The sequence below is a fragment of the Shewanella sp. 5S214 genome (assembly GCF_041439795.1).
In the GTDB taxonomy this organism is placed as follows: Bacteria; Pseudomonadota; Gammaproteobacteria; order Enterobacterales; family Shewanellaceae; genus Shewanella; species Shewanella vesiculosa.
In genome coordinates this window covers 60,146-74,957 of the sequence record NZ_JBGOOV010000008.1, presented here as the reverse complement: position 1 = coordinate 74,957, position 14,812 = coordinate 60,146, and the positions used below count along the sequence as shown (strand labels likewise).

General features: G+C 42.4%; 14 protein-coding genes. 10 read left to right on the top strand and 4 right to left on the bottom strand.

From position 1 onward, the window contains the following. Positions 1–1,275 (bottom strand): aminopeptidase PepB, encoded by a 1,275-nt coding sequence (gene pepB, locus ACED29_RS07375; protein ID WP_124018103.1) that lies wholly within the window; start codon positions 1,273–1,275, stop codon positions 1–3. Between the two features lie 144 nt (positions 1,276–1,419). On the opposite strand from pepB, the gene sfsA reads away from it, so the two are divergent. The 8 genes from sfsA to ACED29_RS07335 all read left to right on the top strand — a co-directional run bounded on the left by sfsA (position 1,420) and on the right by ACED29_RS07335 (position 8,591). Then, the gene (gene sfsA, locus ACED29_RS07370; RefSeq protein ID WP_182755321.1) at positions 1,420–2,124 is read left to right on the top strand and encodes a DNA/RNA nuclease SfsA; all 705 of its coding nucleotides are present in this window, start codon (positions 1,420–1,422) and stop codon (positions 2,122–2,124) included. Between the two features lie 118 nt (positions 2,125–2,242). Continuing rightward, positions 2,243–2,686, top strand: a complete 444-nt coding sequence (gene dksA / locus ACED29_RS07365; protein ID WP_011638715.1) for an RNA polymerase-binding protein DksA — start codon at positions 2,243–2,245, stop codon at positions 2,684–2,686. Between the two features lie 131 nt (positions 2,687–2,817). Then, entirely contained in the window at positions 2,818–3,729 is a 912-nt protein-coding gene (gene gluQRS, locus ACED29_RS07360; protein ID WP_371697372.1) for a tRNA glutamyl-Q(34) synthetase GluQRS, read from the top strand. A 240-nt stretch (positions 3,730–3,969) separates the two neighbouring features. Continuing rightward, the gene (pcnB, locus tag ACED29_RS07355) at positions 3,970–5,271 is read left to right on the top strand and encodes a polynucleotide adenylyltransferase PcnB (RefSeq protein ID WP_182722431.1); all 1,302 of its coding nucleotides are present in this window, start codon (positions 3,970–3,972) and stop codon (positions 5,269–5,271) included. Between the two features lie 5 nt (positions 5,272–5,276). Next, a complete protein-coding gene (gene folK / locus ACED29_RS07350; protein WP_347690705.1) occupies positions 5,277–5,762 on the top strand; it encodes a 2-amino-4-hydroxy-6-hydroxymethyldihydropteridine diphosphokinase in 486 nt (161 codons plus the stop codon). Between the two features lie 68 nt (positions 5,763–5,830). Next, positions 5,831–6,625, top strand: coding sequence for a 3-methyl-2-oxobutanoate hydroxymethyltransferase (gene panB, locus ACED29_RS07345; protein WP_182696690.1), 795 nt, complete (start codon positions 5,831–5,833; stop codon positions 6,623–6,625). Between the two features lie 78 nt (positions 6,626–6,703). Next, the gene (panC, locus tag ACED29_RS07340; RefSeq protein ID WP_273057913.1) at positions 6,704–7,558 is read left to right on the top strand and encodes a pantoate--beta-alanine ligase; all 855 of its coding nucleotides are present in this window, start codon (positions 6,704–6,706) and stop codon (positions 7,556–7,558) included. 514 nt (positions 7,559–8,072) lie between these two features. Next, complete coding sequence (locus tag ACED29_RS07335; RefSeq protein WP_182696691.1) at positions 8,073–8,591, top strand: DUF4124 domain-containing protein; 519 nt, start codon at positions 8,073–8,075, stop codon at positions 8,589–8,591. A gap of 54 nt (positions 8,592–8,645) precedes the next feature. On the opposite strand, the gene ACED29_RS07330 is transcribed toward ACED29_RS07335, so the two are convergent. Continuing rightward, positions 8,646–8,843, bottom strand: a complete 198-nt coding sequence (locus ACED29_RS07330; protein ID WP_165870192.1) for a YheV family putative zinc ribbon protein — start codon at positions 8,841–8,843, stop codon at positions 8,646–8,648. Between the two features lie 175 nt (positions 8,844–9,018). On the opposite strand from ACED29_RS07330, the gene ACED29_RS07325 reads away from it, so the two are divergent. Together ACED29_RS07325 and ACED29_RS07320 are read left to right on the top strand one after the other, a co-directional pair. After that, positions 9,019–10,929 (top strand): ABC transporter ATP-binding protein, encoded by a 1,911-nt coding sequence (locus ACED29_RS07325; protein ID WP_371697371.1) that lies wholly within the window; start codon positions 9,019–9,021, stop codon positions 10,927–10,929. Between the two features lie 72 nt (positions 10,930–11,001). Further along, entirely contained in the window at positions 11,002–11,475 is a 474-nt protein-coding gene (locus ACED29_RS07320) for a TIGR02444 family protein (protein ID WP_182722337.1), read from the top strand. A gap of 305 nt (positions 11,476–11,780) precedes the next feature. Here ACED29_RS07320 and ACED29_RS07315 read toward each other — a convergent pair whose 3' ends face one another. Beyond that, entirely contained in the window at positions 11,781–12,566 is a 786-nt protein-coding gene (locus tag ACED29_RS07315) for a sulfite exporter TauE/SafE family protein (RefSeq protein WP_124018337.1), read from the bottom strand. Positions 12,567–13,208: 642 nt separating this feature from the next. Beyond that, the gene (locus ACED29_RS07310) at positions 13,209–14,798 is read right to left on the bottom strand and encodes a GMC family oxidoreductase N-terminal domain-containing protein (RefSeq protein ID WP_371697370.1); all 1,590 of its coding nucleotides are present in this window, start codon (positions 14,796–14,798) and stop codon (positions 13,209–13,211) included. Between the last annotated feature and the right edge of the window lie 14 nt (positions 14,799–14,812).

The window sequence follows — 14,812 nt, the reverse complement described above, 5'->3', positions numbered from 1 at the left end:
CTAGTCTTTCAATAATTCAGCAATGGTCAATACACCATGAGTTGTCGCACCTGCGGCCCATAGCGCCGACGCTGATGATTCAAACGCTGCAGCTAAATCGACATGCAACCAATTGGCTTGTGGTGATACAAAACGCCATAGAAAACCTGCGGCGTTAGAGGCGCCACCTGCGCCGCCACCTTTTACTGGACGACTGTTGGCGGTATCGGCATACGCTGATGGGCACATGTCTTTATGCCATGGATCTAACGGTAATGGCCATACGTTTTCAGACACAGCGGCAGCACTTTTTTGTGCTAATTGTAATGTCGCGGTTTGTGGTGAGAAAATCGCATTATAATTTGAACCAACCGCCATCACTGCTGCGCCGGTTAAGGTTGCGGCATCGATAATCAAGCCTGCACCAGTTTCTGATGCGGCTTGTAGACCATCAGCCAATACTAAGCGTCCTTCAGCGTCGGTATTGACGACTTCAACCGTAGTACCATTTTTATAGGTTAAAATATCACCTAGTTTAAAAGCACGTCCGCTGACGAGGTTTTCTGCGCAACATAAGAATAACTTAACGCGTTTATTCAAACCGGAGTTAATCGCTAATCCCAAAGCGGCAGTGACAGTCGCAGCGCCACCCATATCACATTTCATTGTCAGCATACCTTCGGTCGACTTTAGGCTGTAACCGCCTGAGTCAAACGTAATGCCTTTACCGACTAAGGCAACAGATACAGGAGCATCAGCGCCTAATGGATTAAAATCAAGCTCTAATAGCGCAGGAGGACGCTCGCTGCCACGACCAACAGCATGAATACCAACCCACTTTTTCTCTAATAATTCTTGGCCTTCAATAATGTTGAAACTAACATGGTCGCCACCAATATTTTTTAACCAAGATGCCGCCTGGTTAGCTAACGCTAATGGCGATAAATCTTCAGGAGTGTCATTAATTAATTTACGGGCAAACTGAGTCGCGACAGCGCGTTGATTCAAGGTCTCTTTATCGGCGTCACTGCCACACCAGTCAACTTGGTAACCAGCTTTCGCTGTCGCAAAACCTTGCGCAAATGCCCACTGAGAATGCAGGTTCCATAAGCCGCCATCTAATTGCACATAATTAATCCCTTGGGTGCGGATTTTGCGTGCCGCCATTTGCACTTGGCGAAGTTCATCGCTACCTGATAAATGAATTGTCGCCAAAGAGCCTTGATAGGTCACATCAGCTTTACCCCAATGAGCGGCTGGGGCTTCTGTGGTCAGAGTAACGGTCATAATATTCATAATAATCCCTTGTTGTAAGCCTAAGAACACCAATACTCGCACGTAATCACGAGCTAATGGCAGTAGTGTAGACAAAACATAATCGATAAACCAAGCTAAAGTTTGTTAGCATTGTTGTAAATCAACTCAACACTTGGGTCATGGATGAAATTTATCCCCGAATTAGAATCTGGCATATTAATTAAACGTTATAAGCGTTTTCTTGCCGACATCATGCTTGCCAATGGCGAACAGATCACCATTCATTGTCCTAATACTGGTTCAATGAAAAATTGCTTATTTCCTGGTGAGACGGTGTGGTTTTCTACCTCAGACAATCCAAAACGTAAATACGCCCACACCTGGGAATTGATGCAAACCGATCAGCAGCACCTTATCGGGATTAACACAGGACGTGCCAATGCTCTTGCCGAAGATGCCATAAAGAGGCAAGTGATTTCGGAACTGTTAGGTTATGAGCATCTAAAACGTGAAGTGAAGTATGGCAGTGAAAATAGCCGAATCGATATATTGCTCACCAGCCCTAATCGAGCAGATTGCTATATCGAAGTGAAGAGTTGCACCCTTTTAGAACAACACATAGGTTATTTTCCTGATGCCGTTACCACTCGGGGGCAAAAGCATCTTAGAGAATTGATGCATATGGTCACTCTAGGTCATCGAGCGGTATTATTATTTGTGGTACAACACAGTGGCATAACCACTGTTCAACCCGCGCGCCATATTGATCCGCAATACGCAGACTTACTTCAACAAGCCATGGAACATGGCGTTGAAGTGCTAGCCTATAAAACAGCACTTTCACCGCAAGCAAGTTCCATCACCGATTCTTGTAATGTGGTCGTATAGATAAAAATATAAAGCTCAAATACATGTAAAAAATTTGCCACGCTATAGAGTTTCTGGTATAGATAGCGGCCATAAATTTAAGACGTCCTTAAACGCAAATGATTACAGGAGATGCGTTATGCCTCAAGGCACGAAAAAACTTGGCGTACTCGCTATCGCTGGAGTAGATCCTTACCAGGAATCGGCTGGTGAAGAGTATATGAATACCAAGCAACGTGGTCACTTTACATTGATCCTCGAAGCATGGCGTAACCAATTGCGTGAAGAAGTCGACCGTACGTTAACTCACATGCAAGATGAAGCTGCAAACTTTCCTGATCCTGTCGACCGTGCAGCACAAGAAGAAGAATTCAGCTTAGAATTACGCGCTCGTGACAGAGAACGTAAATTGATCAAAAAGATTGAAAAGACCTTACAGCTGATCAAAGAAGATGATTTTGGTTTCTGCTTCTCATGTGGTGTAGAAATTGGTATCCGTCGACTTGAAGCCCGTCCAACAGCCGATCAGTGTATCGACTGTAAAACGCTAGCTGAAATAAAAGAAAAACAAATGGCGGGTTAATCCGCTATCGAAGAAGGGCGAGATTATCTCGCCCTTTTGTTTTATTTTATTCATCAATAAAACACGCCACTCATTTAATTGGTTACCCGCGCTAGAGTGTTGTCACTTTGACAGAAGATAATGGCACAGCGATGTTAATTAAGACTACGCTACAAAATAACATGATCACCCCATCGTATATTGGCCGTTTTGCGCCATCCCCGTCAGGCTCACTGCATTTTGGTTCACTCATTGCGGCATTAGGCAGTTATCTGCGTGCGCATAGTCTTAAAGGCCAATGGCTGGTCCGCATAGAAGATATCGATCCTCCTAGAGAAGTACCCGGTGCCAGCGACAATATCCTCCGCACACTTGATGCCTATGGCTTACATTGGCATGGTAGCGTGCTATATCAGCATCAACGACATCAAGTATATCAAGATCAGATTGATGCGCTTATCGAAAGTGATGCGGGTTATTATTGCCAATGCACACGTAAAATTATTCAAACCAGTGGCGGAGTGTACGATGGCCGATGTGGGCGATTGACACCACGGCTGACCCAGGGTGCAATTCGGATTCGTAACCAAGTTAAAATGGACCACTTTGTTGATCAACTGCAAGGTCATGTGATGGTTGATAAAGCCTTCGCTGATGAAGACTTTATCATTAAACGTAGCGATGGTTTGTTCGCATACCAGCTCGCCGTGGTGCTTGATGATGCTTATCAAGGTATTACTGAAGTGGTTAGGGGCTGTGATTTACTTGAAGCAAGTTGCCGCCAAATAAGCTTGTTTACTCAATTGAATTTTCCGTCACCTGATTGGTTACATTTACCTTTAGTCTGCACACAAAAAGGCTTTAAATTATCAAAGCAGAATCATGCCTCTGCCATCGATATCGTCCACCCTCAAGCCAGTATCAACGCCGCGCTGACATTTTTAGGTCAACAAACAGTGGATATTGATGCAGTTGATGTGATGCTTAAGCAGGCAGTAGCACAATTTGATCTCAGTGCGATTCCTGCACAAAAAGAAATTATCATATCGACTAGAAACGACTAGGTATCATCATTACCATGACGAGTTATTGCATTAAGCCCTTTTTAGCGCCACTGTACGTATACTCATTCAGTCACATTTAATGTATTATACCCGCCAGATTTTTAATCAAATTATTCTAGCATCCCGAGGTGTATTATTTTTCGCCGTATTAGCCAATTCTGTAAACAGCTATTTGAAAACAACAAAGTAGCTCCAGTCCTTGAAGAGCCAATTCAAGAAGATGGCTTACGTCTGGATATTATCTCCAGAGATGGTCACTCAATTTCACGTCGCCAAATTAGTGAAAATGCACTTAAAGTACTTTATCGTCTGAATAAATCGGGCTACAAAGCCTATTTAGTCGGCGGTGGTGTTCGCGATATTCTGCTTGGCATAGAACCAAAAGACTTTGATGTAGCGACGAATGCTACCCCAGATGATATTAAAAAGTTATTTCGCAACTGTCGTTTAGTTGGCCGTCGCTTTAGACTGGCACATATCGTTTTTGGTCGTGATGTTATTGAGGTTGCCACGTTCCGCGGTCACCACAGTGAAAGCAATGACAAAGTATCGAAATCAAACGCTGAAGGTCGTTTATTACGTGATAACGTTTATGGTGAGATAGATGAAGATGCTGAACGTCGTGACTTCACTATCAATGCACTCTACTACGACATTAGCGACTACTCTATTCGCAGTTATGGCGGTGGAATAAACGATCTTAATGCACGCAAGATAAAACTTATCGGCGATCCAGATACCCGTTATCGTGAAGATCCGGTGCGCATGCTTCGAGCCGTTCGTTTTGCGACTAAACTTGATATGCAAATCGACGCCGTTACCGCCGATCCTATCAAAGCACTCGCACCACTATTAGGTGATATTCCCGCGGCGCGCATGTATGAAGAAGTATTGAAATTATTCTTTGCCGGTAAAGCCGAAGCGAATTACCACATGATGCAAGATTTTGGTTTATTTGCTCCGCTGTTCCCACAAGTGAGTGCCCTGATTGAAGAGTCGCCTAAAGGTCATACAGCTAAAATGCTGCAAACCGTTATGCGTAATACTGACCTACGAGTCAGTGAAGATAAAACCGTTACGCCAGCATTTTTCTTTGCCGCAATATTATGGTACCCAGTTAAACAACGCGCAGATGATATCGCGATTGAAAGTGGCCTAACGCATTACGATGCCTATGTTGCAGCTATGGGTGATGTGCTTGAGAAACAGTGTTTAACCATTAGCTTACCACGTCGTTTTAGTACTCCAGCACGTGACATTTGGCAATTACAACTGCGCTTAGAACGTGGTCAAGGCACCCGTGCCTTTAAACTGCTAGAGCACCCGAAATTTAGAGCCGCTTATGATTTGCTGCTACTGCGCGGTGAAGTTGAAGCGGGTAATACCGCCAAGATAGCGGATTGGTGGCAAGCGTTTGTTGAAGCCGATGAAACTGATCGCAGTGATATCGCCAAAAGCATCAAAGGCAGTAATACTCGCAATCGAAATGCACCACAGCGCAAACGTCGTCGAAAACCCGCTGCCAAGCCTGCAGAAGAGTAACCACCATGGCGGTGCAAGTGTATGTCGCCTTGGGCGCAAATTTAGCAGAGCCGGTACAACAACTCGATGTTGCTGTAACGGCGCTCAAAACATTAGCACTTAATAACACCTTGACGGTGTCAGCTTATTACCGCTCTAAACCTATGGGCGATGTGATACAACCCGATTATGTCAATGCTGTAGCAGGGTTTCAAACCGAGCTATTGCCGATTGAATTGCTCGATGCTTTACAAGATATCGAGCAACAACAAGGACGTTTGCGTCTCGAACGCTGGGGACCTCGTACCTTAGATTTAGATTTGTTATTGTATGGTACACAACACATAAACCAACCTCGTCTTTGCGTGCCTCACTACGGCATGAAACAACGTAGTTTTGTGTTAGTACCATTAGCAGACATTGCACCCACTTTGACACTGCCTTGTAACACAAGCCTTGAAAGTCTTATTAGTGTGACAATGCGTGATGAATTGCAAAAGCTTATCGATTAAAGTTGATATTAATGCACAGCACATTAAGCTCAGCTTTTAGTATTTCAATATTGTTTTAAGAGTCTACTATGTCAAAAGTCACCAGCTCTACCCTGATCAAGTTCAAACAAGAAGGTAAAAAGTTCACCGCATTAACAGCTTATGACGCGAGTTTTGCCAGCGCATTTGACAGCGAAGGTGTGGATGTACTTTTAGTGGGCGACTCACTCGGTATGGTACTTCAAGGCCATGACGACACCTTGCCCGTTACGACTGCCGATATTGCTTATCATACAGCTTGTGTTAAACGGGGGATTTCGCGCGCATTACTGATCGCAGATATGCCATTTATGAGTTACGCCACCCCAGAACAAACCATGACTAACGCGGCAATTCTTATGCAAGCTGGTGCCAGCATGGTTAAATTAGAAGGCGGTCATTGGTTACTTGAAAGCGTAAAAATGTTAACCGAGCGTGGTATTCCAGTCTGTGCCCACTTAGGATTAACCCCACAATCGGTCAACGTATTTGGCGGCTTTAAAGTGCAAGGTCGTGATGCTGATAATGCCCAGCGTATTTTAGATGAAGCCAAAGCAATACAAGCAGCTGGTGCGCAATTATTAGTGGTTGAATGTATTCCTGCATCGCTTGCTAAAGCCATTACTGAAGCACTGACCATTCCGGTTATTGGGATTGGTGCTGGAGCAGACACTGACGGCCAAATCTTGGTAATGCATGATGTATTAGGCATTTCCAGTGGTTATATCCCACGTTTTTCTAAAAACTACCTCAAACAAACTGGCGAGATCCGCTCAGCAATCAAAGCTTATATTGATGAAGTCGCTAACGGTAGCTTCCCTGCCGAAGAGCATACATTTAACTAATGATTTAGTTGCTCCTTTAACGAGCCATTGAATGTACATCAATTAACGACATTGTTTTTATTAAGGTTTCAACAGAAAATGATTACCACTGCTGCTATTTCAACTATTCGCGAACATGTAAATGCTTGGCGTCGTAAAGGCGAAACCGTTGCCTTCGTGCCAACAATGGGTAACTTACACCAAGGCCACATCACCTTAGTGAATGAAGCTAAAAAGCGTGCAGATCATGTGGTGGTATCTATTTTTGTTAATCCAATGCAGTTTAGCGCTAACGAAGACTTGGACGGGTACCCACGTACATTAGAACAAGACAGTGATAAGCTGATGGCTGCCGGAACAGAAATATTATTTACCCCAACGCCTGAGATAATCTATCCCAACGGTTTAGCACAACAAACATTTGTTGAAGTACCCGACATTGGCGATCAACTGTGTGGAGCAAGCCGTCCTGGACATTTTCGTGGCGTGGCAACCATAGTGACCAAACTGTTTAATATTGTCCAACCAGATATCGCCTTATTCGGTCGTAAAGATTTTCAACAATTGATGATTATTAAAACCATGGTGAGTGACTTATCCATGCCGATTGAAGTGATTGGTGTTGACACTATTCGTGAAGCATCAGGACTGGCAATGAGTTCTCGAAACGGCTATTTAACCGCAGAAGAAAAACACTCAGCTGCAGCGTTAAAACAAGCATTAGATACTATTGTTGAAGCCATTAAACACGGCGAATCAACAGAAGTAGCGATTGAAATAGCCAAAAAGCAGCTAACTAATGCCGGCTTTACCCCAGATTACCTCGAAGTGAGAAATGCCAAGACGTTACGTCAAGCAACAGCAACAGACACTGACTTAGTGGTTATTGCAGCCGCTTATTTAGGTAAAGCTCGCTTAATTGATAACGTGTCATTCTCACGTAACTTAAGCTAACTAAACAGCTAATCATCACCAAAGAAAACATTCCGTTTTCGGTTTAAGTACATCAAATAACAGTAAAGATGGTTTTTTATTCAAATTTCGATTGTCAAAAAACTGGTTTTATCGATAAACTTGGGCCATATTTAACCGATAACATTATGTTATCGGTATGAATGTGGCTATATTATCAGCCAGCATAGCAACTATGTATGAAATTCCTGCCGCTTATTGTGGTTTATTTGTTACTAATTTTGCGTGTAGCTTAATCTAAAAATATGCTAATATTCTTAACGTTATAGATAAATAACACAAATAAAACCAACACGAGGGTAACAAAAGCAAGTGGCTTGGTAACAGGCAAAAATACAATGACACTGGTAGTACATTTACAATAAATGCCACTACCATTGGCAGCTAGACAAGGTAGTCGGTTGTTAAATTGAATTAATGTCGAAAACTCTCGCATAGAAAATGTAACCAACTGATATCAAGTCATAATTGTGATGACAAAAGGATGTGTGGCCGCATGGCAAAAAGACTGCTATTTATCATACTCGCCATGAGCGCATTTACCGCTCAATCCAATACTATTTACAAATGTATGATGGATGACAAAGTCGTTTTCAGCCAAACCGTCTGCCCACAAGAGTATCGTCAGCACAAAATTGAATACCAATTAGGTATTACCACCGAAGTCGACTCCGACAAGCACGAATTGAAAGAAGATCCATTAAAAGCCCTGCTGAATAAACAAACTATTTCTAAAGAGAAGTTACTGCAACTCCTTGATGGTGAAATGTATCGTCTAAAGCAAGAAAACAGCTACTTTGAAATATTACGTGCTAGCGAAATACAAAAACTTGATCGCAAACGCTTTTGGCAAACTAAGCCTAAAGACGATCCAAGTTATGGCTTAGAATTACAAGAGATTAACGATCGCTTTGATGATCTTACTCAGAATAACGTCGATGTGATTAAGGTACTAAATCAGCATAAAATGAAGATAACCGCTGAAACACAACCAGATGAATACATGAGTAATTAACCTCAACGGCTGAAAAGTATTGAGGTTTGTTGTGAGTAAAATGTTTAGTCAGGCTTAATCTGGTTTAAATACCCCTATCATGCTGCCATTCGTTTTTTGCGGCACTTTAATGTCCGTTTGCTGCTCACGATAATCACATTCAGTACATTCAACCGTTTCAATCCCATTTTCTTTAAACAATAAAATACTGTCTTTGGCACTGCATTTAGGACATTTAGCGCCTGCAACAAAACGTTTCTTAATTTTGGTCATGATTTACTCGACTTAGTGTTTATACAATGAGCTGTTGACTCAATACGGCATTTATCAATTTATACGCCTATTTTGCCATGATTAGCCCACATGAGTCCCGTGATTGTGGGAAATAAATCGGATATGCGATATTATCTGCACCATTATTCTATTCTTAAGTATCAAGTTGTAATTAATGATCAACATAAGCCAAGCTCAGTTAATTCGCGGCAGTAAAACCTTACTCGATGAAACCTCACTGACAATTTATCCCGGACACAAGGTAGGCCTTGTCGGCGCCAATGGTACAGGTAAATCATCATTGCTTGCCTTAATTCTGGGTCATTTACATCTTGATAAAGGTGAATTTAGTTTCCCATCAGGTTGGCAAGTCGCCTCTGTTGCACAGGAAACACCAGCATTAGATGTGTCGGCATTAGAATACGTGCTTGATGGCGACACTGAATACCGTGATTTAGAGGCACAACTAGAGAAAGCTCAAGCAGAGAATAACGGTAACGCCATTGCGCTTATCCATGGCAAAATTGATGCTATTGGCGGATATGCCATTAAAGCTCGAGCAGGGTCGTTATTAGCAGGCCTAGGCTTCAAAGATGTAGACCAAAGTAATCCGGTTAAAAGCTTCTCTGGTGGTTGGCGTATGCGTCTTAACCTAGCCCAAGCACTACTATGCCGCTCAGACTTATTGTTACTCGATGAGCCAACCAACCACTTAGACTTAGATACCATGTATTGGTTAGAAGGTTGGATTAAATCCTATCAGGGAACACTGATTTTGATCAGTCACGATCGAGACTTTATCGATGGGATTGTCGGTGAAATTGTTCATGTCGAGAATCACAAATTAAATTACTACAAGGGTAACTACTCTTCTTTTGAGCGCGTACGCGCCGAACGTATGGCCCAGCAGCAAGTTGCCTTTGAACGTCAACAAAAAGAACGCTCGCATATGCAGTCGTTTGTTGACCGTTTCCGCTATAAAGCCAGTAAAGCTAAACAAGCACAAAGCCGCTTAAAGGCGCTAGAACGGATGGCGGAGTTATTACCATCGCAAGTAGATAATCCATTTCAAATGGCCTTTAGAGAGCCCGAAGCGCTGCCTAACCCATTAGTAGTGATGGAAAATGTCTCTATTGGTTATGAAGATAATACGATTCTTAAACAGGTTGAGTTAAACCTTGTTCCTGGCGCGCGTATTGGTTTATTGGGTAGAAATGGTGCTGGTAAATCGACACTGATCAAACTGTTGTCTGGGCAGTTACAAGCTAAAACGGGCAAGTATCAACCTAACCCAGGATTGAATATTGGTTATTTTGCTCAGCATCAAGTTGAGTTTTTAACCCTTGATGATTCGCCAATGCAACACTTGATCAGACTGGCGCCAGCAGGCGCGCGCGAACAAGAATTACGTAACTTCTTAGGTGGATTTGGCTTTAATGGTGATATGGCCTTATCGCCAGTGCGACCATTTTCGGGCGGCGAAAAAGCGCGTCTGGTTTTAGCATTAGTTGTTTGGCAACGTCCAAACCTATTATTACTCGATGAGCCCACCAACCATTTAGATTTAGAGATGCGCCACGCGCTCACCATGGCATTGCAATCATTTGAAGGCGCCATGGTAATTGTGTCACATGACCGTCACCTATTACGATTGAGTTGTAGTGACTATTATCTAGTTGATCAAGGTGTAGTAACACCTTTTGATGGCGACTTAGATGATTATCATCAATGGTTACTTGATGCCGCTAAATTAGCCCAAGCCAACAACAAATCAGAAACGCCCACCAGCGGTGATGCAGTTGATAAAAAGCAGCAAAAGAGAATGGAAGCTGAGCTGCGCCAAAAAGTATCACCACTGAAAAAACAACAAGTAAAGTTAGAAACCCAGCAACAGAAAATGAGTACCAGATTAGCTGAATTAGAAATTGAATTAGCCGATGGCAGCTTATACGAAGCCGAGAACAAAGCTAAAATGACTAACGTTCTCAACGAGCGAACCACACTGACTCAAGCCATGGATGAAAGTGAAATGCATTGGTTAGATATTCAAGAACAAATTGAGCTTATCGAGCAAGACTTCCAATAAGCGGTTAGTCTTGATTATTTTATTGGCATTTGTGCTGTTAATCCACACCACAAATGCCACAAGGAATACAGTATGTCGCAGCCTTTAAATCGCCAAAATTTTAGTCACACTATTTGGCATAATTGCGAGCAAAGTTATTCTATTAACCCTATATTTTACATAAATCTACAAGACAGTTATCACGTCAATATTAACATTTTATTATTGGCGCAATACCTCGATGAACAGTGTTATATGTTAACGCAGCAACATTGGGAAACATTGACTAAAGTCATAGAGCAATGGGAAGCAAGTGTACTTCAGCCTTACCGAGGCTTACGCCGGATCGCCAAAGCCCATTTAAACAGCGACGAATATCAGAAAATGCTCGAAGTAGAGTTAATTATGGAACGTAAATCTCAATACATGTTATTGCATAAATTGAATTTACTGGATGGTAAAATCATCGATGCTGATGATTGTGATAACCCTGAACCGACAAACACACAACACTATCTTAGTTTATTTGGCTTAGATAAAAGCGTTATGGCTGAGTTAACCTCGTAGGTTCTTATTCACTGGTAATAGATGTAACTTAATTCCTTCTCCAGACTCCAAAGCTATACTACTAAGTGTCAAATAGATCATAGCGCATATTTTGGCCTAAAAGTAACCTCCTCCAATGGCTTACATGCCAACGTCTTACTTTGTATTGGCTTGATTTCGCTCTTTCACTCGCGAACTTTTTGGCATCGAAAGGCCCTTTGGGCATCAATTGGGTGATCAGCTCTTTGCCAACTCAGAAAGGTTCCTCTATTTATTCAACCAGGCCACGCTGCAGCTGTTTAACAAAATGGTTATATTCTGGATACTTAAACACTGTCTAAACCGGCATAAATATCAAAAAAGAAATAGGCTGTGGTGGCAATACTCGCCACAATAACAAACTGTCTGACATGCTTTTGCGGGAGTTTGCGTGACACATTTGCCGCAACATAGCCACCGACGATAGTGCCACATAACACAATAGAGCCTTCATACCAGGCTATGACATCATTAAAAATGAACAGTACGATAGCGATGAGTGAGATTGTCGATGAGATTAATAGCTTTAACCCATTCATAGCATTGATGTTAGTGTGACCAGCTAATGCTAAGTAGCTCAGTGAAATGATGCCTAGCCCAGCGTTGAAGAAACCGCCATAGATCGATACTCCTAAGAGTATTATGGCTAATAAAACTCCGCCGATGGATGATGCATGCCGGTGATGGGATGCCATTTTTTTTAACCAAAAATTAATTGCCCCACCAAAAATAAACAGTACGGTAGCAAATAGAAGTAACCAGGGAATGGCCTCTCGAAACACTGCTTCAGGTATTTTTAGCAATAACCATGCACCAGTAATCCCGCCCATTAAGCTGATTGTTACGATTAGGAGCAGTTCATCTTTATGAGCAGAAATCTCCTTTCGAAAGGCATAAGTACCACTCATATAACCAGCACATGATGCAAAAGTATTTGTTGCATTGGCTATAATGGGAGGTATACCAACAAACATAAGCGCAGGAAAGGTAATAAAGCTTCCTCCGCCTGCAATTGAATTAAGAACGCCGCCAAAAACACCTGCAAAGAAGAGAAAAACCATTTCAAATAACATACTTAATAACAATCCCTTGAGCATTAAATTGGCTAGACGATAACACATTTTGATTGAGTCAAATAGGGGCTAAAACAAGCCTTGCGAAGGCTCGACTCTTCATCGAAACGAACAAGCTTTGCAGTAAAAACAAGTTAGGGTTCTTAACGTTAAAATGTATAAACTCGACTCAGAGCTTAAGGCCGTTGAAAAATAACATCAACGACCAATAAGCATTCAAGGGAAACGCCCTCCTTGAAAACGTTAACACTTTCATTGTGGAATAAAATAAGCTGAAGCTGATTTTTAAGCGACGTTAAACCTTAGATTAATTTCCATCGTAATCTTGTCGAAGTGAATGTGGTTAGCTTGAAAATAACACTATATTACCGACATCATTAAGCCAACAGAAAGGCAAACCCACTCAAAATTTTTAGCTAATAGCGTCGATAACAGTAAAAGTCCACCAATTCAGCAAGGCAAAGGCTCTGAGCCTACTATCCTATCGACGAGTAATACGGATTTTTTATTGGCATATTTTAAGCGCTAGATATGGCATCGATTGATAAACTTTATCAAGTCGTGAATGTTCAAGCTGACTCTTATGCAACCGCAAGCCATCAATGTAAAAAACACCTATCAGCGGTATAGGAGCCAGTTCAGTTAGCTCGTTTTAGTCAGCTTTTGGGCTAATGCTGTCGCATTTCGGGCGACAAGGCCATAAATAGACAATTGAGGATTAGCCCCCAAACTGGTTGGAAATACCGAACCATCCATCACAGATAAGTTTTCCAAGTAATGTGAATTACCAAATGTATCAACCATTGACAGCGTTTTATCTTCACCCATAGCACAGCCGCCCATAACATGAGCCGACGCAACGATGGTTTTTAGTAAGCCTAAATCGACATCATTGATAGCCTGCTTTGCTTCACTCCATGAGTTTAAAAATGACAAGCCATCGTGCATTGGTAATACTTTTTTAGCACCTGCAGCAAATTGTAATTCAGCCATCGACAAAAATGCTCGACGAGCACCATCCCAGAAACCTTGGCCTAAAGGATAATCTAATGCAAAGCTGTTATCAGTTAACCGAACCTGACCACCAGGACATTGCTGATTGAAACCATCACGTATAAGCGCAATAGTCACCTGCATTTGGTTAAAGTTAGCCATTAACTGGGCATGACTAACGCCATAACCAATAGTTTTTGACGCGATTAATACCGGATGAACAGGGGCAACTTCAAGTTTATAACCTAGCTCTCCAGCAGCGCCATCATGCCAGACAAATTCATCGGAATAGATAGATTGTGGCGCTCCACTGTGGCCATTAATTTGCTCATCAAATATCCCGCCTGACAACAATGAAGGGTGTAAGAAGGTTTTGCCTAATTGTTTGTGCGGATCGGGGGCATTAGAACGCATTAAAATAGTCGGGGTATGAATCGCACCGGCACTTAAAATATAATGCCTGGCACTGAAAGTGATGTTCACCGACGTGGGCTTTAAGCCTTGCGTTAAAGCCTGCGCGGTTAAGCCGACAACTTTATCACCTTTATGCTCAAGCTTAATCACTCTGGCGCGTGAAATTAGCGTAGCGCCTTTATCAAGCGCTGCGGGTATGGTGGTAACCAACATTGATTGCTTAGCATTAACAGGACAACCCATACCGCAATAACCAGTATTCCAACAGCCTTTAACATTACGTTTGATGACGGTGTAATCCCAACCTAATTTTTCGCAACCTTCGCGTAATGCACCGTTATTACGGTTAGGTTCATATTGCCATTGTTCAATATTGAGGCGTTTTTCCATTAACTCAAACCACGGCAGTAACACTTGCGAAGATAACCCTTTGACCGACTTTTCTTGTTCCCAAAAAGCCAATGTTTGTTCCGGCGTTCTAATCGCTGTAGTCCAATTGACTGTGGTTGAACCACCTACTGCACGACCTTGGAATATACCTATGCCTTTATCTGCCGTTTTCATCGCAGCAGCCTGCTGGTATAGATTAGGATAAGCGTGGCGCTCTTCCATATCAAAGTCTGTCGATGATTTGAGCGCACCGCCTTCAATCATAATCACTTTTAAGCCAGCTTCTGTGAGTATTTCTGCTGCAGTACCGCCACCCGCACCAGTACCCACAATAACCACATCCGCGTCAAAGTGACGATCAATCGCTAAGGTGCTAGCATCGATATGATGCCAACCCGCGCTTAAACCAGTAATAATAGGATCAATAATGGCCAAGGTAATACTCCCTA

What these genes read in the sequence shown, in the direction of transcription:
- pepB (WP_124018103.1), bottom strand. Translation starts at nt 1,275, where the DNA reads ATGAATATTATGACCGTTACTCTGACCACAGAAGCCCCAGCCGCTCAT.
- sfsA (WP_182755321.1), top strand. Translation starts at nt 1,420, where the DNA reads ATGAAATTTATCCCCGAATTAGAATCTGGCATATTAATTAAACGTTAT.
- dksA (WP_011638715.1), top strand. Translation starts at nt 2,243, where the DNA reads ATGCCTCAAGGCACGAAAAAACTTGGCGTACTCGCTATCGCTGGAGTA.
- gluQRS (WP_371697372.1), top strand. Translation starts at nt 2,818, where the DNA reads ATGTTAATTAAGACTACGCTACAAAATAACATGATCACCCCATCGTAT.
- folK (WP_347690705.1), top strand. Translation starts at nt 5,277, where the DNA reads ATGGCGGTGCAAGTGTATGTCGCCTTGGGCGCAAATTTAGCAGAGCCG.
- panB (WP_182696690.1), top strand. Translation starts at nt 5,831, where the DNA reads ATGTCAAAAGTCACCAGCTCTACCCTGATCAAGTTCAAACAAGAAGGT.
- panC (WP_273057913.1), top strand. Translation starts at nt 6,704, where the DNA reads ATGATTACCACTGCTGCTATTTCAACTATTCGCGAACATGTAAATGCT.
- ACED29_RS07335 (WP_182696691.1), top strand. Translation starts at nt 8,073, where the DNA reads ATGGCAAAAAGACTGCTATTTATCATACTCGCCATGAGCGCATTTACC.
- ACED29_RS07330 (WP_165870192.1), bottom strand. Translation starts at nt 8,843, where the DNA reads ATGACCAAAATTAAGAAACGTTTTGTTGCAGGCGCTAAATGTCCTAAA.
- ACED29_RS07325 (WP_371697371.1), top strand. Translation starts at nt 9,019, where the DNA reads ATGATCAACATAAGCCAAGCTCAGTTAATTCGCGGCAGTAAAACCTTA.
- ACED29_RS07320 (WP_182722337.1), top strand. Translation starts at nt 11,002, where the DNA reads ATGTCGCAGCCTTTAAATCGCCAAAATTTTAGTCACACTATTTGGCAT.
- ACED29_RS07315 (WP_124018337.1), bottom strand. Translation starts at nt 12,566, where the DNA reads ATGTTATTTGAAATGGTTTTTCTCTTCTTTGCAGGTGTTTTTGGCGGC.